The sequence below is a fragment of the Lacisediminihabitans sp. genome, from assembly GCF_036569425.1.
In the GTDB taxonomy this organism is placed as follows: domain Bacteria; phylum Actinomycetota; class Actinomycetes; order Actinomycetales; family Microbacteriaceae; genus Lacisediminihabitans.
Genome location: NZ_DATCQQ010000014.1, coordinates 1 through 18656, shown reverse-complemented (window position 1 = coordinate 18656; position 18656 = coordinate 1). Strand labels below are relative to the sequence as shown.

Annotated in this window: 16 protein-coding genes and 1 tRNA gene; 5 read left to right on the top strand and 12 right to left on the bottom strand. The window is 67.2% G+C overall.

The genetic code is table 11. The features are described 5' to 3' along the window. Positions 1-317: 317 nt before the first annotated feature. Entirely contained in the window at positions 318-1541 is a 1224-nt protein-coding gene (locus VIM54_RS01415; RefSeq protein WP_331898527.1) for a tyrosine-type recombinase/integrase, read from the top strand. Here VIM54_RS01415 and VIM54_RS01410 read toward each other — a convergent pair. The 9 genes from VIM54_RS01410 to VIM54_RS01370 form a co-directional block, all read right to left on the bottom strand. Next, positions 1516-1589, bottom strand: a tRNA-Leu gene (locus tag VIM54_RS01410). The genes VIM54_RS01415 and VIM54_RS01410 overlap by 26 nt on opposite strands. 37 nt (positions 1590-1626) lie before the next feature. Beyond that, positions 1627-2955 carry an NAD(P)/FAD-dependent oxidoreductase gene (locus tag VIM54_RS01405; protein WP_331898526.1) on the bottom strand — a complete coding sequence of 443 codons (1329 nt, stop codon included), beginning with the start codon at positions 2953-2955 and terminating at the stop codon, positions 1627-1629. A 13-nt stretch (positions 2956-2968) separates the two neighbouring features. After that, positions 2969-4246 (bottom strand): S8 family peptidase, encoded by a 1278-nt coding sequence (locus VIM54_RS01400; protein WP_331898525.1) that lies wholly within the window; start codon positions 4244-4246, stop codon positions 2969-2971. Further along, on the bottom strand, positions 4228-4734 hold the full coding sequence (locus VIM54_RS01395) for a DUF501 domain-containing protein (protein WP_331898523.1): 507 nt from the start codon (positions 4732-4734) through the stop codon (positions 4228-4230). The genes VIM54_RS01400 and VIM54_RS01395 overlap by 19 nt, the downstream gene beginning before the upstream one ends. An 8-nt stretch (positions 4735-4742) precedes the next feature. Further along, on the bottom strand, positions 4743-5261 hold the full coding sequence (locus VIM54_RS01390) for a septum formation initiator family protein (protein ID WP_331898521.1): 519 nt from the start codon (positions 5259-5261) through the stop codon (positions 4743-4745). A 133-nt stretch (positions 5262-5394) separates the two neighbouring features. Then, complete coding sequence (eno, locus tag VIM54_RS01385; protein ID WP_331898519.1) at positions 5395-6675, bottom strand: phosphopyruvate hydratase; 1281 nt, start codon at positions 6673-6675, stop codon at positions 5395-5397. A gap of 40 nt (positions 6676-6715) precedes the next feature. Then, a complete protein-coding gene (gene hisS, locus VIM54_RS01380) occupies positions 6716-8065 on the bottom strand; it encodes a histidine--tRNA ligase (protein ID WP_331898517.1) in 1350 nt (449 codons plus the stop codon). A 52-nt stretch (positions 8066-8117) separates the two neighbouring features. Then, positions 8118-8750 carry a TetR/AcrR family transcriptional regulator gene (locus VIM54_RS01375; RefSeq protein ID WP_331898515.1) on the bottom strand — a complete coding sequence of 211 codons (633 nt, stop codon included), beginning with the start codon at positions 8748-8750 and terminating at the stop codon, positions 8118-8120. A gap of 289 nt (positions 8751-9039) precedes the next feature. Next, entirely contained in the window at positions 9040-9738 is a 699-nt protein-coding gene (locus tag VIM54_RS01370) for a MazG family protein (RefSeq protein ID WP_331898513.1), read from the bottom strand. A gap of 57 nt (positions 9739-9795) precedes the next feature. Here VIM54_RS01370 and VIM54_RS01365 point away from each other — a divergent pair, with 57 nt between their 5' ends. Further along, on the top strand, positions 9796-10563 hold the full coding sequence (locus VIM54_RS01365; RefSeq protein ID WP_331898511.1) for a CPBP family intramembrane glutamic endopeptidase: 768 nt from the start codon (positions 9796-9798) through the stop codon (positions 10561-10563). An 18-nt stretch (positions 10564-10581) separates the two neighbouring features. Here VIM54_RS01365 and VIM54_RS01360 read toward each other — a convergent pair whose 3' ends face one another. Then, positions 10582-11961, bottom strand: coding sequence for an MFS transporter (locus tag VIM54_RS01360; protein ID WP_331898667.1), 1380 nt, complete (start codon positions 11959-11961; stop codon positions 10582-10584). A gap of 247 nt (positions 11962-12208) precedes the next feature. Continuing rightward, complete coding sequence (locus tag VIM54_RS01355; protein ID WP_331898509.1) at positions 12209-13702, bottom strand: HNH endonuclease signature motif containing protein; 1494 nt, start codon at positions 13700-13702, stop codon at positions 12209-12211. A 283-nt stretch (positions 13703-13985) separates the two neighbouring features. Here VIM54_RS01355 and VIM54_RS01350 point away from each other — a divergent pair, with 283 nt between their 5' ends. Beyond that, complete coding sequence (locus VIM54_RS01350) at positions 13986-14741, top strand: SDR family NAD(P)-dependent oxidoreductase (RefSeq protein ID WP_331898507.1); 756 nt, start codon at positions 13986-13988, stop codon at positions 14739-14741. Between the two features lie 121 nt (positions 14742-14862). On the opposite strand, the gene VIM54_RS01345 is transcribed toward VIM54_RS01350, so the two are convergent. Next, positions 14863-16278, bottom strand: coding sequence for an HNH endonuclease signature motif containing protein (locus VIM54_RS01345; protein WP_331898505.1), 1416 nt, complete (start codon positions 16276-16278; stop codon positions 14863-14865). Positions 16279-16582: 304 nt separating this feature from the next. Between VIM54_RS01345 and VIM54_RS01340 the strand changes: the two genes are divergently transcribed. Together VIM54_RS01340 and VIM54_RS01335 are read left to right on the top strand one after the other, a co-directional pair. Next, positions 16583-18193 (top strand): nuclease-related domain-containing DEAD/DEAH box helicase, encoded by a 1611-nt coding sequence (locus tag VIM54_RS01340; RefSeq protein WP_331898504.1) that lies wholly within the window; start codon positions 16583-16585, stop codon positions 18191-18193. Further along, complete coding sequence (locus tag VIM54_RS01335) at positions 18193-18648, top strand: 3'-5' exonuclease (RefSeq protein ID WP_331898503.1); 456 nt, start codon at positions 18193-18195, stop codon at positions 18646-18648. The genes VIM54_RS01340 and VIM54_RS01335 overlap by 1 nt, the downstream gene beginning before the upstream one ends. Positions 18649-18656: the final 8 nt, after the last annotated feature.

Sequence of the window (18656 nt, the reverse complement as noted above, 5' to 3'; positions counted from 1 at the left end):
TCATCGACTTCTTCACACGTCACCCAGTTCATGCCTTTGTCGTGCTCGAGCTGGAACGGGTATCAAGCCAATCAGCCGGCCTAGAAGGCTCCCTGCCTCGAAGCACAGAATCACGATTGGCAGACGCGAGTCGCGAAGCAGCGAGGCTTGCGGCGTACCTCAAGTCGGCAGGCTGGGCTATTTCTGATTAGCGAAGCCCGTCGTATCCGTCGCTAGTAGCCAAACTCGGCGGCGACACAGCGGCTGACGTAATCTGAAACCGGATCAGACGGGTGACGCTTCAAGCCCCAGCTGGACAACCGCCGTGATGAGTTCCTGTGGGATCGATCACCTCGTATGCCACCACCGCGGGTAAGCGCTACCGAGTGAGGTACCGAAAGCCTGACCGTGCTCAGACCGACAAGCGCGGCTTCACGACGAAACGTGAGGCAGAACTTTTTCTAGCCTCGATCGAGGTCAGCAAAGCGCGGGGTGACTTTGTCGACGCTACTGCGTCCAAGGCGAACATCCGGTCACTCGGTAATGTTTGGCTCAAATCCCAGACACACTTGAAGCCATCTTCGCGTGAGGCAATCGACATCGCCTGGCGGCTGTACGTCGAGCCAGTATGGGGAGACGTACCTGTAGGCGACGTTCGCCACAGTGAGGTGCAAACCTGGGTATCGCAGCTCGCGACGGGCGACGCAAAGACGGCTCACGGCGCTGGCGCCCGCAGCGCGACCGTGGTCATCCGCGCGTATGGCGTGATGGCAGCAATTCTGGACGTCGCCTTACGTGATCGGCGCATCTCGTCGAATCCTGCGCGAGGCGTCGCCTTGCCCCGCAAGAAGAAGCCACACGTGTACCTCACGCATGACCGGGTGAGTCTGATGGCCGAACACTCGGGCGACAAGAGCACCCTCGTGCTCACCCTCGCCTACACCGGGCTTCGTTGGGGCGAGGCGGTCGGCTTGCGCGTCAAAGATCTCAATCCGTTGCGTCGCCGCCTTGCCGTGCAAGAGAACGCAGTGCGGGTTGGTGGACATATCGTTGTCGGTACTCCCAAGACGCACTCCACACGTTCGGTGCCGTTTCCCGAGCTGCTGACTTTCCACCTTGCGAAGGCAGCGGAGGGCAAGTCAGCCGACCAGTTGCTCTTCGGCGGAGGCACAGTGCACGTTTCCACGCCCCCGGCCCACGATGGATGGTTCGTGATGGCGGTGAAGGCAGCACAAAAGGTCGATTCTGAGTTTCCCCGGGTCACCCCTCACGACCTACGCCACACCGCCGCCAGCCTCGCGATCAGCGCCGGCGCGAACGTGAAAGCAGCGCACCGGATGCTCGGTCACGCTTCCGCGAGCATGACCCTCGACACCTACGCCGACCTTTTCGATGATGACCTGGATGGTGTTGCAGTCGCCCTCAATGCCCACGCGATGAATTCAGACGGGCAAAATGTGGGCACGGGACGCCAGCAGGGAGGGCCGATACCCGATTTAGCCCCGGCATTCCGCGTTTTTTGTTCGTCGGGCGCAGTGCCCCCACAGGGATTCGAACCCTGACTGGGACGATTTTAAGTCGTCTGCCTCTGCCGATTGGGCTATGGGGGCGAAGCATCGCCAGACTAGGCCGTCGGCAGCCGAAAACCTACGCCGTGGGAACCTTGGGCCGTGATGCGAACTCCTCGAACGCGTGACGCGGAGTGACCCGCGCCTCGATCGAGACGATGTCGCGACGTAAGAAGAAGTTGAGGACCCAGTTGCCGAAGACGCGGATCTTGCGCTCCCACATCGGAACCGCGAGGCCGTGATAGCCGCGGTGCATGAACCAGGCGAGCAGGCCAGTGACGGCGAACCGGCCGGACTGGAACGCGCCGATGCCGAGGCCGAGGCCCGCGACGGCGCCGAGACCCTTGTGGTAGTACTCCTTGGGCTCGTCGCCGCGGAGCTGGCCGATGATGTTCTTGGCAAGCCGCTTGCCCTGGCGAACCGCGTGCTGGGCGTTCGGCACGGTGAATCCGCCGACACCGGTACCGGTGAGGTCGGGGACGGCACAGACGTCGCCGGCGCCCCAGGCATCCGGCACCACGCCGTCGTCGTTGATCACGCGCAGGTCCGCCGCGACGCGCAGGCGTCCGCGTTCCTCGATGGGGAGGTCGGTGTTGCGCAGCACGGGGTTGGCCATGACTCCGGCGGTCCAGACGATGAGGTCGGTCTCGAAGGTCTGCCCGTTCGACATCTCGATCTTGCCGCCGACGGCGGAGGTGAGCTGCGTCTCGAGGTGGATCTCCGCACCGCGCTGGGCGAGGTTCTTGATCACCCAGAGGCTGGTCTTGAGTGACACCTCCGGCATGATGCGACCCATGGCCTCGATGAGGTGGAAGTGCGTGTCATCGAAGGTGAGGGTGGGGTAGTACCGCAGCAGCGAGCTCGCGAGGCTGCGCATCTCGCCGAAGACCTCGATGCCGGCGAAGCCGCCACCGACGACGGTGAAGGTGAGCAGGCGGTCGCGCTCTGGGCCGGCCGGGAGGTTGGCTGCCTTGTCGAAGTTGCCGAGGATGCGGTCGCGGATCTCCACGGCCTCCTCGATGTTCTTGAGGCCGATCGCCTCGTCAGCGACACCGGGGATCGGGAAGGTGCGCGAGACCGAACCGGCGGTCACGACGATGATGTCGTACTCGACGTCCCACGCCTCGCCCACGGCCGGCGTGATGGTCGCGGTCTTGGTGGCGTGGCTGATGTTGGTGACCTTCGCCGTGACGACGTTCGTCTTGACGAGGTGCCTGCGGTGCGACACGACCGCGTGACGCGGCTCGATCGAACCGGCAGCCACCTCGGGCAGGAAGGGCTGGTAGGTCATGTACGGCAGGGGGTCGACCATGGTGACCTCCGCCTCGCCGGGGCGCAAAGCGCGTTCGAGTTTGAGGGCCGTGTAGAAACCGGCGTATCCGCCGCCAACGATCAAGATTTTGGGCACGACCTACAATCTACTACTTGCGTCGGGTGCGCTCGAACTCGCGCCGGGCCCCGCGAACCACTATGACGAGCAGGATCGCGAAGATTCCGTACACCAGGAGAGGCACGCCGAGGTCCCTCAGCGCGGCAACCGAAGGCAAGACTTTGCCAAACGGACTCTGGGCAGACGCCACGGGAGTCGGGGTGGACGACGGGGTCGGAGTGGGGGTCGGCGCGGGGATCGCGGTCGCCGCCGCCCGCCGGTTGAGCCGAATCCATTCCGCGAGGTCGTTGGCCGGATTGTCCTTCACCGCGGGAACCGTCGCGGTCACTGCGGCCTGCGCGTTGATGAGCCCACTGCCGTAGACGATCGAGTCGCCGGCCTTCGTCGCGGTCGCCGTGAGCCGGTTGATCACGTTTCCGGCGTCGAGACCCGGATGCGACGCCCGGATGAGGGCGAGCAGCCCAGACACGAGCGGTGTGGCCCCACTCGTTCCCGCCCACTGGAAGTACCCGCCGCCGGGGCCGGCACCGACGAGGTCCTCGCTCGGTGCGGACACGGTGAGGGTGATCCCCTGCGACGACGCGTCGAAGCTTGCCTTGCCGTTGCGGTCGACGCCGGCCACGACGACCACCCCGGGCATCGTCGCCGGGGCGCCCACCTCGGTGGTGCCGCTCCCCCGGTTGCCGGCGGCCGCGACGACGATCACGTCGTGTTTCATCGCGTAGAGGAAGGCATCATCCCAGCTGGTCGGCCAGTCGAGGGTATTGCGAGTGAGCGACATGTTGATGATGGATGCGCCGTGGTCGACAGACCAGCGCACCGCCTGGGCGATCTGGTCGTCGGAGTTCGTCGAGCCCACCCCGAAGCCGACCGACACGGCGAGGATTTTCGCCTCGGGCGCGACCCCGATCACCCCGGCGCCCGCGCCGTGCCCGTGGCCGGCGAGCAGCGACGCGACCATGGTGCCGTGCTGCGGATCTTCGCCGATCGGCTTCTGGCCGTCCGGGGAGCCGACGCCCGAGACATCCGTGCCGCCGACGACGGTTCCCGTGAGGTCGGGATGGCTTCCGTCGACCCCCGTGTCGATCACCGCCACGGTGACGCCGGCGCCCTTGGTGGTCGACCAGGCCGCGGTGATGCCGTAGGTGGAGAGCCAGTATTCGCGGTCCCGAATGGGGTCCGCCGATGCCGTGCCGGCCGGGAGGACGGATGCCGCCACCGCGAGCAGCGCCACCGCCACCGCCAGCAGCGCCCTAGCACCCGTGGCCCGGACGGTCGTGCGGCCGAGTCTCACGGCTCCGGTGCGCACTCGCACACCGTCGGCGACCAGTCCGCCCGCTCGAGCGCGAGATCCCCGATGGGGTTGACCCCAGGACCGGCCGCGAGGGCGTGCCCGGCGAGGGCGTGCAGGCACTTCACCCGTTCCGGCATTCCACCGGCCGAGATGCCGTCGATCTCGGCGACGAACTCGATGCCGTTGCGGTCGGCGAGGTACGCCTCGTGCGCGGCGAAGTAGGCGGCGGCGACCGTCTCGTCGGCGAGGAGCGCCGCGAGCTCGGTCATCACGCCGTTCGCCTCGAGGGTGGAGATCGCCGCGGTTGCCGCCGGGTGGCTCAGGTAATAGAGCGTGGGGAACGGGGTGCCGTCGTCGAGGCGCGGTTTCGTCGCGACCACGGTGGGCGCGCCGCAGACACAGCGCGCGGCGATTCCGATCACGTTGCGAGCCGGCCGGGCGAGCTGGCGCGACACGGTGGCGATGTCGGCGGCGCTTGGCGGCTCGAAGGGGGGTGTGGTCATGGTGCTCTCTACTGGCTGCCGGTGATCACCGGTGCGACGATCTTGTTCGCCGGGGCATCCGTGAGTCCGGCGGTGAAGACCGACGACAGCAGCGAACCGAGCCAGTCCACCTGGGTGGTCTGGATCTTGTCGCTGATCGGCTGCCCGCTCTGCGCGGTGGCCGTCTTGCCGTCGTCGATCACGAGGTAGCTGAACTCGCCGGGGATCACGTAGTTGAGCCGCTGCCTGGCGAGGGACTCCACGTAGGTCGGATCGTCCCAGCGTGCCTTCTGTTCGTTGAGCGTGCCGACCGCGGCCTTCGCCGCCGCGTTCTGCGACTCGAGGGCCGCGATCTGCTGGCGCTGGTCGATGAAGATCCGCAGCGACGGGGCGAGCACGACCACGAAGAGCACGATGAGGCTGAGCGCGGTGATGGCGAAACCGGACAGACGGATGCTGCGGAGCCACTGCCCGGACGCGTTCTCTTCCGGCATGCTCACGGGCACGCGCGTGGTGGGCACGCGCGTGCCTCGAGCCTGCTTCGTCATACTCTCGAGCCTAAACGTGCCCGCCGTGAAACTCGGTCAGGCATGCCCGGGCTCTGGTCTGGCCCGCGCAGTTCTGGCCCGCGGAGTTCTGGCCCGCGGAGTTCTGGCCCGCGCAGTTCTAGCCCGCGCAGTTCTAGCCCTGATAGCGCGGGAACGCCTTGCGTCCCGCATACACCGCGGCGTCGCCCAGCTCCTCCTCGATGCGCAGCAGCTGGTTGTACTTGGCCACGCGCTCGCTGCGGGCGGGGGCGCCCGTCTTGATCTGGCCGGAGTCGGTCGCGACCGCGAGGTCCGCGATGGTCGTGTCCTCGGTCTCGCCGGAGCGATGCGACAGGATCGCGGTGTAGCCGGCGCGCTGGGCGAGGGCCACGGCATCCAGCGTCTCGGTGAGGGTTCCGATCTGGTTCACCTTGACGAGGATGGAGTTGGCCGCCGAGAGGTCGAGACCCTTCTGCAGGCGGATCGGGTTGGTGACGAAGAGGTCGTCGCCCACGATCTGCACCTTCTTGCCGAGTTCGGCGGTGAAGTGCTGGTAGCCCTCCCAGTCGTCCTCCTGCAGCGGGTCCTCGATGGACACGAGCGGGTAGTTGGCCGCGAGGTCCGCGAAGTAGGCGGTGAGGTCGAGCGCCGAGAGCTGCTTGCCCTCGAAGTGGTACGAGCCGTCCTTGTAGAACTCGGTCGCGGCGACGTCGGTCGCGAGCGCGATGTCGGTGCCGAGGGTGAACCCGGCCTGCTCGATCGCGGTGGCGATGAGGTCGAGCGCCTCGCGATTGCTCGACAGGTTCGGCGCGAATCCGCCCTCGTCGCCGAGGCCGGTCGACAGGCCCTTCGAGTGGAGGAGCGACTTGAGGGAGTGGTAGGTCTCGACGCCCCAGCGGAGGGCCTCGCTGAACGTCTCGGCGCCCAGGGGAACGATCATGAACTCCTGCACGTCGATGTCGTTGTCGGCGTGCGAGCCGCCATTGATGATGTTGAGCAGCGGCACAGGAAGGGTGTGGGCGTTCGGTCCGCCGAGGTAGCGGAACAGCGGGAGGTCGGCGGAGTCTGCCGCGGCCTTGGCCACGGCGAGGGACACGCCGAGGATCGCGTTGGCGCCGAGCTTCTTCTTGTTCTCCGTGCCGTCGAGCTGGATGAGGGCGGCGTCGATGAGGCGCTGGTCGGTGGCGTCGAAGCCTTCGATCACCGGACCGATCTGGTCGATGACGGCCGAGACGGCCTTCTGCACGCCCTTGCCGCCGTAGCGCTTCTTGTCTCCGTCGCGAAGCTCGTAGGCCTCGAACGCGCCGGTGGAGGCGCCGGAGGGAACGGCCGCGCGGGCGACGATTCCGTCCTCGAGCAGCACCTCGACCTCGACGGTCGGGTTGCCTCGGGAATCGAGGATTTCGCGGGCGCCTACTGCTTCGATCAAAGCCACGACGGGACTCCTTAACGTTGGGGGATTTGCGTTCGCTATCCTACTCGGCGCCGAGTTTGCGTAACTTCAGTTCGGCCACGGTGACGGCGCCATTCGGCACCGTCGCGATCTCCGTGAAACCGGATGCCACCAGCCGTTCGAGAAGCGGCTTGATGTTGCGCGGGGCACGCTCCAGCCTCACCCGCCGGCCGCTCGCGATGAGCTCCGATTTGAGGTGCATCAGCGTGGTGGCCGACACGTCGCTGTCGTACAGGAGGGCGACACCGCCGACACCGATGTCTGCGGGCAACTCGACGAGGTCGACGATGCGTTCGAAGCCGATCGAGAAGCCTGCCGCCGGCACGTCGGAGCCGAGGAACCGGCCGATCATGCCGTCGTAGCGGCCACCGCCGCCGAGCGAACTGGAGGATGACGGGTGCGCGATCTCGAAGATCGTGCCGGTGTAGTAGCCCATGCCGCGCACGAGGAACGGGTCGAACTCCACCACCGAGGAGGCGACTCCGCCGTCGACCGCGATGGTGCCGTCGGCCGCGGTGGTGTCGTCGGCAGGGGTGATGCCGAGGCCGGCGTTGACGGCGTGGCCGATGGCCGCGAGCTGGGCGATCACGGCCGGGTCCGCGTCCGGCGGCAGGGCCTTGGCGATCGCGCGTTCACCGAACGACAGGTACTCGAGGGTCTGGGGGCGGCGGAAGAAGGCGTCGAGCGCATCGACGGCCGCGGCATCCACTCCCTTGGCTCGCAGTTCGGCGACGACCCCGTCCTGGCCCACCTTGTCGAGCTTGTCGATTGTGACGAGCACCGAGTCGTGGTCGGCCGCGGCGAAGCCGAAGGTGTCGAGCATGCCGATGAGCAGTCGCCGGTCGTTGACTCTGATGGTCCAGTCGGCCAGTCCGAGGGCCGTCATGGTCGCGGCGGTTGCCGTGAGCAGTTCGATCTCGGCGAGCGGGCCGGCCTCGCCGATGATGTCGATGTCGCACTGCACGAACTGGCGGTAGCGACCCTTCTGGGGACGTTCGGCCCGCCAGACCGGCGCGATCTGGATGGCCCGGAACACGGTCGGCAGCTCGGCCCGGTGGGTCGCGTAGAACCGCGCGAGCGGCACCGTGAGGTCGAAGCGCAGGCCGAGGTCGGCGAGGTCGAGGGCATCCTTCGCCGCGGCGAAGTCCTCGGTGGTGAGTCCGCGCTTGAGCACACCGAAGGCGAGCTTCTCGTTGTCGCCGCCGAGACCGGCGTGCAGCCGGGCCGAATCCTCCATCACGGGGGTCTCGATCTCGTCGAACCCGTGGGTGGAGAACACGCTCCGGATCACCGAGAGCACGTGCTCGCGTCGCGCCTTCTCGGCCGGCAGAAAGTCGCGCATGCCGCGAGGAGGGTTCACAGGGCTGGCCATGAGTCGATTGTTTCACGGGAGCCGCCTCGGGTCGGGCAGGGCCGGCGAGCGGCTATTCGGTCGGCGCGGCGCCCTCGGCGCCCTCCGCGGCGCCCTCGGCTACGAGGGCCGCGATCCGAGCCTCGTAGCCGCGCAGCACTCGCGCGAACACGGCGGACACCCGCTCGGCATCCACCGTCACCATGAGGTCGTAGTGCAGCCCGTAGATAGTGTCCACCATGGTTCGCGCCTCGAGAGTCGCCTCCTCCTGGCGGATGCCCATCCGCACGAGCGCGTCGACCCCCGTGGAAAACCAGCGGTCGAACAGTCCGCGGGTGATCTGGCCGAGCCCGTGTTCCCGGGATTCGCTGGTTGCCGCCTCGAACTCGAGGCGTCGCAACTGCCGGCTTCGCTCGGTGAGCGAGAGCTCCCAGGACTGGCGGAGGTTTGCGAGGTGCTCCTTGAGGCCGCCCGACTCGCTCCGGACGGCGGCCACCACGAGGTCCTGGCGCTCGGAGACGGCGAGCACGACCTCGCGCACGAGGTCCGCGCGCGTGCCGAAGTGATAGACGAGCGTGTATGTGCTCACCTCGAGCCCGCTCGCGAGGGTGCGGAAGGTGAGGGCGGAGAGCGGCTTGTCGAGCAGAAAGTCCACGATCTGGACAAGCAGGGCGGGCTTGCGTTCCGGGTCGGGTTTGCGCGCCACGCGATTAACATAACGCACGTTTGTCTATTGCTGCGGCGGCGGCTACACTCGATTTTGGCGCACGCGAAGTCACATCGTCGATACCAATCCGGTGGTGAACCGCGCGGCCGACAATCACGTTCGGGTCTATGTTGACCCGGATTCATGACCAGGTCTGTGGATCGGGTAATCCACGGACCTGAGTCCGGTGCAACCATTTCACTGTGGAATTCCCAGCGAAAACGGTTCCCGGGCTGGGTGCCCCTCTCATTCGGGTTGAGGGGGGCACCACCCACTCGTCTCGGATTCCCTAGCCGGCGGTGCCGATGATGCCCGCGTCGAAGGGGTCGGACTCCGCCTCGCGGATCTCGTCTTGCAGGCCGCGCAGCGTCACGCGCAAGGCGCGTTCGGCGTCCAACCCGTTCGCCTTCGCCGACGCGACGATCGCGAGCAGCAGGCCGCCGAGCTCCTCCTCATCGGTGACGCCGATCACGGCGGGGGCGTCAGCCTCGATCACGCCGATCTTCTGGGCGCGGCCGATGAGCTTGTCGGCGAGCGCGAGCGACGGCATGCCGAGCGGGATGCCGTCGAGCACGCTCGTGCGGTGCGACTTCTCGACCGCCTTCACGTCATCCCACACCGCGATCACGTCCTGGGCAGTCTCCGCGACCGTGTCGCCGAACACGTGCGGGTGGCGTCCGATCATCTTCGCGGTCATCTGGGCGGCCACGTCTTCGATGTCGAACCGCTCGCCATCGCTCGCCGAGGCGATGTCGGAGTGGAAGATCACCTGGTAGAGCACGTCGCCGAGCTCCTCGATGAGTTCCTCCCGGCTGCCACCCTCGATCGCGTCGACGAGTTCGTAGGTCTCCTCGATGAGGTACTGCACGAGGGACTCGTGGGTCTGTTCGGCGTCCCACGCGCATCCACCCGGCGCGCGAAGTCGGGCGAGCACCGCGATCAGTTCGTCGAGCTTCGGATGCGGCGGGCTGGTCGGCTGATCGGTCATGCCTCCAATCCTGCACCAGCGAGCGGGGCTGCCAACCTGCCCGGGAGACAATGGGTCGTGCTCTCGCCCGATTCCCCGACCAGTTCGCTGATCCTCGTGGGCGTGCTCTGGGCGTTGCTCGCGCTGCTCATCGTGCGGGCCGTGCGCAAGGATCGCCGCGAATACTCGCGCTTCAAGCGCTATCGGAGTTCCCAGAGCCGTCGGCGGATGTTCCGCAAGTGGCTCATCGACTCGTTCGTGATGTTCGGCGGTGCGTCGATCGTGATTCTCGCCCTCGTCTGGCAGTACCCGCCGAGGCTCCTCGCCGAGGTTCGGCGGTGGCCCCTGTCCGTGTGGTTCTCGGACGTTGTCGAGCGGTCCGACGGGCTCGTGCCTGGCCTCGCGGTGGGTGTGGCCGTAGCGCTCGTCGGCGGAACCATCCTTGCCGTCTACCTCGCGCGCAAGACCGTGGATGTGCCGACGATCGGCGACATCAGCGCCCTGCTCCCCCGCGACCGCAAGGAGCTTCGCTACGGCATCGCGCTGTCGCTCAACGCCGGCGTCGTGGAGGAACTGCTCTTTCGACTCGCCGTTCCCGCCCTCGTCTTCGGGGTGTTCGGCAACGCCGTGGTCGCGGTGGCGGGCGGCGTGCTGCTCTTCGGCGCCCTGCACGTGTACCAGGGCGTGGCGGGCATCATCGGGTCCATCGTGATCGGCGGCGCGCTCATGCTGCTCTACCTGGCCACCGGCAGCATTCTCGCCGCCATCGTGGCTCACACCCTTATCGACCTGCGGTCGCTCGTGCTCATCCCCGTGCTCGTCTACCGGGTGCACACTCGCGACTAAGTGCGGTCCGAACGGAGTTCAACCCGATGTCTCGCCGGCCGGCGCCTGGTCCGCCAGCTCGACGGTCTTGCGAGGCATGGTGAGGGCGGCGACGACGGTCGCGAGCGTCACGATTCCCACCGAGATGAACACGCTCGACGAGGCGGCGATCACGGTTGCCGGGTTTTTCTCGCTCCCACCGGACGCGGCGAAGATCGCGTTCGCCACCGCCCCGAAGATCGCCACACCCACGGCACTGCCGATCGAACGGGAGAACAGGTTGGTGCCGGTGACGACGCCACGCTCGTTCCACGGGACGCTCGCCTGGGCGGCGATGAGGCTCGGGGTCGCCACGAGACCCAGGCCGAGGCCGATCAGGAAGCAGCTGCCGGCAACCACGGCGAGCATCGGTGTGCGGGAGAACGCCGCGAGCACGGCGGCGCCGGCGACGACCAGCGTCATCCCGATGAGCACGGTGCTGCGGAATCCGATCCGCAGGTAGAGGCGTCCAGACAGCGACGCCGAGATCGGCCAGCCGATGGTGAGCGCCGCGAGGGCGAGGCCGGCGACGATCGGTGTCGTGCCGATGGCCAGCTCCAGATAGGTGGGCACGTAGGAGGTGAGGCCGATGAGGATCGCGCCAACGCCCACCGAGACGAGCGCCGTCGTGAGCAGCAGGCGCCGGGAGAACACCCAGAGCGGCAGCACCGGTTCCGCCGCGCGCTTCTCGGCGAAGACGAACGCCACGAGCAGCAGGCCGCCCGCCACGAAGGCGCCGATGCTCTGGGGCGAGTTCCAGGTCCAGGCGCGTCCGCCCTCGAGCACGCCGAGAATCAGGAGGCTCAGCGACACCGTGAGCAGGGTCGCGCCGAGGTAGTCGACCTTGTGCGTGCGGTGCTCGATCTTCTCGTGGAAGGACTTGAGCAGCAGCCACACCGCCAGGATGCAGAGCGGCACGTTCACGAAGAAGATCCAGCGCCAGGTCAGGTACTGCGAGAACACTCCGCCGAGGGTCGGGCCCACCACCGAGGAGATCGCCCACACGCTCGCGAGGTAGCCCTGCGTCTTCGCCCGTTCGGCCACCGTGTAGATGTCGCCGGCGATCGTGATGGCCATCGGCTGCACCGCGCCGGCCCCGAGGCCCTGCACCACGCGGAACGCGATGAGGGCCGGCATGCTCCACGCGAAGCCGCACAGGATCGAGCCCAGCAGAAAGAGGCCGATGCCGATGAAGATGATGGGCTTGCGTCCCACGACATCCGAGAGCTTGGCATAGACGGGCACCGACACGGCCTGGGCCAGAAGGTAGATGGAGAACAGCCAGGGGAACTCCGAGAAGCCGCCGAGGTCTTTGACGATCGAGGGGACCGCGGTCGCGAGGATGGTCGAGTCGATTGCGACGAGGCCGGTCGTGACCATGAGCGCGATGAGGATCGGTCCGCGTTCGGAGCGGAAGCCGATGTCGGCGCGTGTGACGGTCGAACTCACTCGTGGTCCCCTTGCAGGTGCATGCTGCTGGTCGATGCGGTACTCAACATCATTGCGCTACCCAACGTCAAAGTCGCGGGGGCCGGGATCCATTCCCGGCGTGCGGCGTGCCGGGCTTCGGTGAAGTGGTGGGGCGGTTGCTGGGCAGGTCGCGGCAGGGCGGGCGGCGGCGGGCGGATCACTGCGTCCACGGCGGCGGCGACTGGCCGGGCACACTCCTCCCCCGCAACTCGGGCTCGGGCAACTCGGGCTCGGGCAGCTCCGGCTCGGGCAACCTGCCGCCTCGACGCGGGGTCCGCTGCACGTCGACGCTCGAGGGCGGAACGAACCACGGGACGTTGTCGATCACCTCGATTCCCCAGCCGTCGCGATGCACCCCGTGATGGTGTTTCGAACAGAGCAGTATCCCGTTGTCGAGATCCGTTCGCTTGGTGTGCGACCACCACTGAATGTGATGCGCCTCGGTGTAGCTGGGCGGGCGGTGGCAGCCGCGCACCGCGCATCCGCCGTCCCGTTCTGCGAGCGCCAGGCGCTGGGCCCGGCTGAACAGCCGTCGGGACGCGCCCAGGTCGAGCACCTCGCTCGGGCCGCCGAGCACCATCGGGATGAGGTGGGCGTCCGCAGCCAACCGTCGCGCCGTGCCGGCCGAGATGGGCTGCTCGATGCCGTCGATGTGCGCCTCACCGAGGCCGCTCATGAGCGATTCGAGCGTCATGCGCACGACGATAGTGGCCGACGGCACCGGCACGTGCGTGCTCGTGCACGAGTTTGCATGACGCGCGATCTCCACGATCGCCGCCGCGGCAATCTGGGTGAGGGTGCGCGGGTCTGGCAGCTGCTCGCGGTCGTCGCCGCAAGCATCCGGCCCCTCCCCGCCCTCGAATCGCACGCTGCGGATCGCCTGAGTCACCGCCGCGTCGATGCTCGCGTCGAGGTGCGCCGAGCCGAGCGGATCGAGGTCGATCACGTAGCGCTTCATACCGTTGTGGCGGACGATCCGACGCAGCGAACACAGCTGCGCGAGGGCCTCTTCGCGCGGTTCGATGCCATCGACGTCCAGCATGTCGCGAAAGCGGGTGGCGAGCTTGCGAATCTCGTCCGCCGAGCGGTCTGCGGCGTGCGCGGCGAGCTGCCGTTCCGCCTCGGCGAACTCGTCGGGGTGCGCCTGGGGCGCGACCTGCGACAGGGCGGACACGATCCAGTTGGCCGAGGCGACCGGGATGCCGCCCGCCGCGAGCGCTTCGGTGAGCGCCGGATAGAGAGGCGGCATCCGCTCACCGACCAGACTCATTCGCGTGCCCGTCGCCTCCCCCACGCGGCAAAGGCGGAAGGCCTCGTCGGACGGGATACGGCCGATGTCGGTCAACAGAGCGGCGGGGCTGGTCTGGCCCAGGCGCGATGCCAGGCCGGCTGGCCCCAGCGACGACCGCGATCGCTCGACCACCTGGCTGGCCAGCCGCACGAGTTCGGCGTCGATCTCGTGCCGCCGCGCGAACGCGGCCTCGAGGGTGTGCAGCAGCTCCGAGTCGGTCAGCGCGCCGAGCGAAGAGTCGGGCGCACCGAGACTGTTGGCCGCACCGAGACAGCCGGCCGCACCGAGACAGTCAGGCGCACCGATCTCACCGGTGAGCGCATTCACGCTCATCGTCGGTGCTGCCGTCGGACTGTTCATACTCACATCGTCTCACCGACCACCGACATTTGAAGTCGGCAACCCGCCTCTGACCAGCACTTCCTGTGTAGAACGGAGCGCCGGCGGCGCCTGTGGAGGATGGGAGCCCGCGGCAAACCGAGGCGGCGGCAGCGACCGCAGGGGAGAAGACGGCACCCCGAGAACCCCGGAACGAGCACCAGGAGCCGAGCATCCGCCCGCCAAAGAAGGGCCAAAAGCCTCAATCGCCACCCGCCGCGCCGGGGCCAGGCTGGAGTCCCAACAACCAGAACGGGAGCATCAGATGGCAACCTACGACGTGGCACACCGCTCGGCGATCGGGACCGGGGCGGGCTCGGGCATCGGACGCGCGATAGCGCTCGAACTCGCGGCGAACGGCGCATCGGTGATCGTGGCGGAGTTGAATGCCGAACCGGCTCAGGCCGTGGTCGACGAGATCCGCGCGGCGGGCGGAACGGCCGAGAAGATCGTGGGCGACGTGAGCGACCCCGACTTCGCCGTGGCCTGCGTGGCCGACGCGAACGCGCTCGCGCCCCTCCGCATCGCGGTCAACAACGCGGGCATCGGCGGTGAGCAGGCACTGATCGGCGACTATTCGCTCGAGAGCTGGCGCCGGGTGATCGAGGTGAACCTCAACGCCGTCTTCTACGGCCTCAAGGAGCAGCTGCCCTCCATGGCGGAGAACGGTGGCGGATCCATCATCAACATGGCGTCCATTCTCGGGACCGTGGGCTTCGCCTCCTCCTCCGCCTATGTCACCGCCAAGCACGGCCTGCTCGGACTCACCCAGAACGCGGCCCTCGAGTACGGCGCCAAGAAGGTGCGCACCAACGCGGTGGGTCCTGGGTTCATTCACACTCCCCTCGTGGACGCGAATCTGGATGACGCCACGCAGAAGTTCCTCGCCGGCAAGCACGCCCTCGGTCGCCTCGGCACCTCGGAGGAGGTCTCGGCGCTCGTCTGCTTCCTGGCCTCGGATGCCGCCTCGTTCATCACGGGCAGCTACCACCTGGTGGATGGCGGGTACGTGGCGCAATAGGGGTGGCGGGCGCGGTCGCGCGCGGCGGGTCTGGCGGGTCTGCCGGGTCTGCTGGGTCTGCCGGATCTGCTGGGCCCGCCGGGTCTGCCCGATCTGCAGGAGCTGTCGGTCTGCCGACGGCCTACAGCGCTGGTCGCGGTGGCTTTCCGCCGCGGCGAGGAGTGCGCCGGTGGTCGATTGTCGATGGCGGGATGAACCACGGAACATCGCCGCGAACCTCGATCATCCAGTTGTTGCGATGGACTTCGTGATGGTGTTTCGAGCAGAGCAGTATGCCGTTGCGGAGATCCGACGGACCCGAGTGGCCCCACCACACCACATGGTGAGCCTCGGTATGGCTGGGCGGTAGCTGACAGTTGCGCCAGGCGCAGCCGCCGAAACGTTCGCCCATGGCGATCTTCTGCGCCGTGCTGAACAGCCTCTGACTGGTGCCGAGGTCGAGCACCTGGCTGTCTCCGCCGAGAACCATGGGGATAATTTGGGCTTCCGCGGACAGCCGGCGGGCGGTTCCCGCTGAGATCGGCTGCTCGATGCCATCGATGTTCGCTTCACCGAGCCCGCTGAGCAGGGACTCGAGCGTCATCCGCACCACGATCGTGGTCGCCCGAATCGGGATCTCCGTGTTGGTGCAGGCGATGCCGTGTCGGGCGAGCTCGAAGATCGCCTCGGCGCCGAGCTGCGCGATGCTGCGCTGGGCGATGAGCGCGTCATCTGCGTCTGCGTCGGTGTCTGCGTTGTCGGTGTCTGCGTTGTCTAAGTTTGGGCTGTCGGTTTCGAAGCGTGGGCGGCGGATGTTCGCCCCCACATGCGAGTCGATTGCAGCATCCAGATAGGCGGCACCGATCGGGTCGGCATCGATGATGTACCGCTTCATGCCATTCGGGCGGATGGTGCGGCGCAAGGAGATCAGCGCCGCGAGGGCTTCCTCCCGGGGCTCTATGCCGTCGACGTCGAGCGCTTCGCGCCACGAGTTCGCCACCCTGCGCACCAGGTCTGCCGGGCACTCCCGGGCGAAGGCGACGAGTGCGTCCTCGGCGGCAAGAAGGTCGGCGGTGTCGGCCCGAGGGGCGGCTTGTGCAAGAGCGGAGATGATGTAGTTCGCGGAGTCCAACGGAATGCTGCCATCATCCAGCGCACCACGCACCACACCGTATTCGATGGGAAGAGGCTGCCCCAGAAGAGTCGAGCGCTGTTCGGTCGCAACCCCGACGCGGTAGTAGCGATGAGCTTCCACTCGCGAAATGCGACCGACGTCGACGAGGAGTTCGACCACGCTGCGACTCGACTGCGCCACATGTGGTGCCTCGACGGCTCGCGCGGCCTTCATCATCTCGCCGGCATCCACCGAGAGTCGGGTGATCTTCGCGTCGATGAGCCGCCGCTCGGCGAAGGCGCTCTCGAGGTCTTCGAGCATGCGGGATTCGCCCGCGTCTCCACTTCCGAACCCGTGATTGAGCCCGTTCTGCTCCCCCGGAACAGCCCACACATCGGTCGCGGCCATGGCCGCTTCCCGAGGGGTTGAGAGGGTCAATGTCATGGCTATATTCTCCCACTTTGACGCCAGAATATCCAGTTAAATAGTGGCTTTGATCAGCTATTTTAATGATTTTGGCAGGGGATAACTTCGCCCGATCTCCCCTGTGGAGGAGAGGAGAGAAACCGCTTCCGTTTCGCCCCGTGGATGCAGTGAGAGAGCCGCTGTTCGGGCGGGTGCGGGGTGCACCAGCCGCCCCCGAACGGGCGATAGACGAGGGCTCCTCACTCGGCAAGGATGAGGATGTGGTCGCCGGCCGGCGCGACGATGGGGCGCGACCACTCCGGCGCGACGATGGAGGCCGACAATGGCAGCGGGACATTCGGCGGCCAATGAGGCCGCCCGGTACAAGGCGCAGGCCGAACAGGCCGAGTTCATCGCGCTCAAGGCGCGCGAGATGCACCGCCGATACTCCGCCGCCGAGGCGACCGAGACGCGACTCGGCTCCATGCTCGAGCCCCTCACTGAGATGGGATACCACGTACTGACCGACCGACTCTGGCCCAATTCGCGCAAGGCGCAGGTGGACTTCGTGCTGGTGGGGCCGACCGGAGTCTGCATCGTGGATGCCAAGTCCTGGGCTGAGCTACACGTCACAGCGGATCGGGTGTTCCAGGGACAGGATGACGTCACCGATCGCTTCGACGGAATCTCCAGCCTGGCCGCCACGACCGAGGCAGCGCTTGCCGACGTGGGGCTCGCCCCGGGTGAGGTTCGGGTCGTCGCGGTCTTCATGAACCAGCGCGGCATCCGCAGCCGAGTCAACGGCGTCGACCTCGTCGGCGAAGACAAGGCAATTGACTATCTCGTCGGCCGCGGCCCTCGGCTCACCTCCGAGCAGATTGCGACCGCCCTGTCGGCCGTCGAACAGCTGTTCCCTCCGTACGCGATGAGCGATCAGCCGATGGAGCTCACCCTCCCTGCACCGATCGTGCCCACGACGTTGCAACAGGCACTGATCACGGTTGAGGAGATCGAGGAAGCGCTGCTTGCCAACATCCTCGCCAAACCGATCGAAGAATGGATGGCGTTCCTGCATCCTGAGCAGGCTCGCCTCGTGCGTCGCTCGTTCAACGGCCCGTCGCGCATCCGCGGCGCCGCCGGCACCGGCAAGACCGTCGTTGGCCTGCACCGCGCGGCGTACATCACCCGCACCCGGCCCGGCAAGGTGCTGGTCACCACCTTCGTGCGCACGCTGCCGGACGTGCTGTCGTCCCTCCTTTCGCGAATGGCGCCCGAGATCGCCGACCGGGTGGAGTTCACGGGTGTGCACGCCTTCGCGATTGGCGTGCTCAAGGCCCGCGGAATCCCATACTCCCTGGATTCGAAGAGGGCCGATCAGTGCTTCGACGCTGCGTGGCGTGCCGTCGCGAAGGATGGCCCGCTTGGACGGATCGACAGCCGCTCGGACTACTGGAAGGACGAGATTCTTTGCGTGATCAAGGGGCGCGGCCTCACTCGGTTCGAGCAGTATGCGACGCTCGCCAGGGTTGGGCGCCGCCGCGGGCTCACGGCAGAGAACCGATTCGCGGTGTGGGAGTTGCACACCGCGTATGATGCCGCGCTTCGCGCGAGCGGCGTCAACGACTTCGCCGACGTGATCCTGCTCGCGGAGCAGTCGCTGCGCAAGACTCCGCTGGAGGGCTACAGCGCTGTCGTCGTTGACGAGGCGCAAGACCTCAGCTGCGCGATGATCCGGATGCTGCATGCCGTTGTCGGCGACCGCGCTGACGGCCTCAACCTCATCGGAGATGGCCAGCAGACGATTTATCCCGGCGGCTACACCCTCTCCGAGGCCAGTATTTCCATTGCCGGCCGCGGCGTGATCATGACCAGGAACTACCGCAACACCGTGGGATCGCCGACTTTGCAGCGAGCCTGGTGGCCGGCGACGAGTTCGTGGACATCGAGGGACTGATGTCAAAGGCGGACCTGCCGGCGCAGATCATGCGGCATGGCACGAAGCCGAAGGTGACCAGGTTCACCTCCCGTTCCGGCCACGATCGATCGCTCGTGGAGCATGTACGGACCCTGCTCGCGGCCGGAACCCGGCCCGGAGACATCGGGATCCTGACCCACACCAACTACGCAGCGACCGACGTGATCAAGGCCCTCGCCAGTACGGGCGTTCGCACTGTGGAGCTTCTCAAGTACGACGGCAAACCTGTGGACGCGGTCAAGGTGGGCACGATCAAGCGCGCGAAGGGCCTCGAGTTCAAGCAGGTGCTCGTCGTGCGCACTCCCCTGCGGCTGCTCGAGGCCGCCCCGCTCGGCCTCGACTCGGCCGAGAGCGAGAGGCGGGAGCTCGACCGCCGGGAGCTGTACGTGGCGATGACCCGCGCTCGGGATGGGCTGTGGGTGGGGGTTGCTTAAGGTGAAGC

Bases quoted from the DNA above. Each gene is read 5' to 3' on its own strand.
- VIM54_RS01395 (WP_331898523.1), bottom strand. From the start codon at position 4,734: ATGACCACACCCCCCTTCGAGCCGCCAAGCGCCGCCGACATCGCCACC.
- VIM54_RS01390 (WP_331898521.1), bottom strand. From the start codon at position 5,261: ATGACGAAGCAGGCTCGAGGCACGCGCGTGCCCACCACGCGCGTGCCC.
- hisS (WP_331898517.1), bottom strand. From the start codon at position 8,065: ATGGCCAGCCCTGTGAACCCTCCTCGCGGCATGCGCGACTTTCTGCCG.
- VIM54_RS01370 (WP_331898513.1), bottom strand. From the start codon at position 9,738: ATGACCGATCAGCCGACCAGCCCGCCGCATCCGAAGCTCGACGAACTG.
- VIM54_RS01360 (WP_331898667.1), bottom strand. From the start codon at position 11,961: ATGGTCACGACCGGCCTCGTCGCAATCGACTCGACCATCCTCGCGACC.
- VIM54_RS01355 (WP_331898509.1), bottom strand. From the start codon at position 13,702: ATGAACAGTCCGACGGCAGCACCGACGATGAGCGTGAATGCGCTCACC.
- VIM54_RS01350 (WP_331898507.1), top strand. From the start codon at position 13,986: ATGGCAACCTACGACGTGGCACACCGCTCGGCGATCGGGACCGGGGCG.
- VIM54_RS01345 (WP_331898505.1), bottom strand. From the start codon at position 16,278: ATGACATTGACCCTCTCAACCCCTCGGGAAGCGGCCATGGCCGCGACC.
- VIM54_RS01340 (WP_331898504.1), top strand. From the start codon at position 16,583: ATGGCAGCGGGACATTCGGCGGCCAATGAGGCCGCCCGGTACAAGGCG.
- VIM54_RS01335 (WP_331898503.1), top strand. From the start codon at position 18,193: ATGTCAAAGGCGGACCTGCCGGCGCAGATCATGCGGCATGGCACGAAG.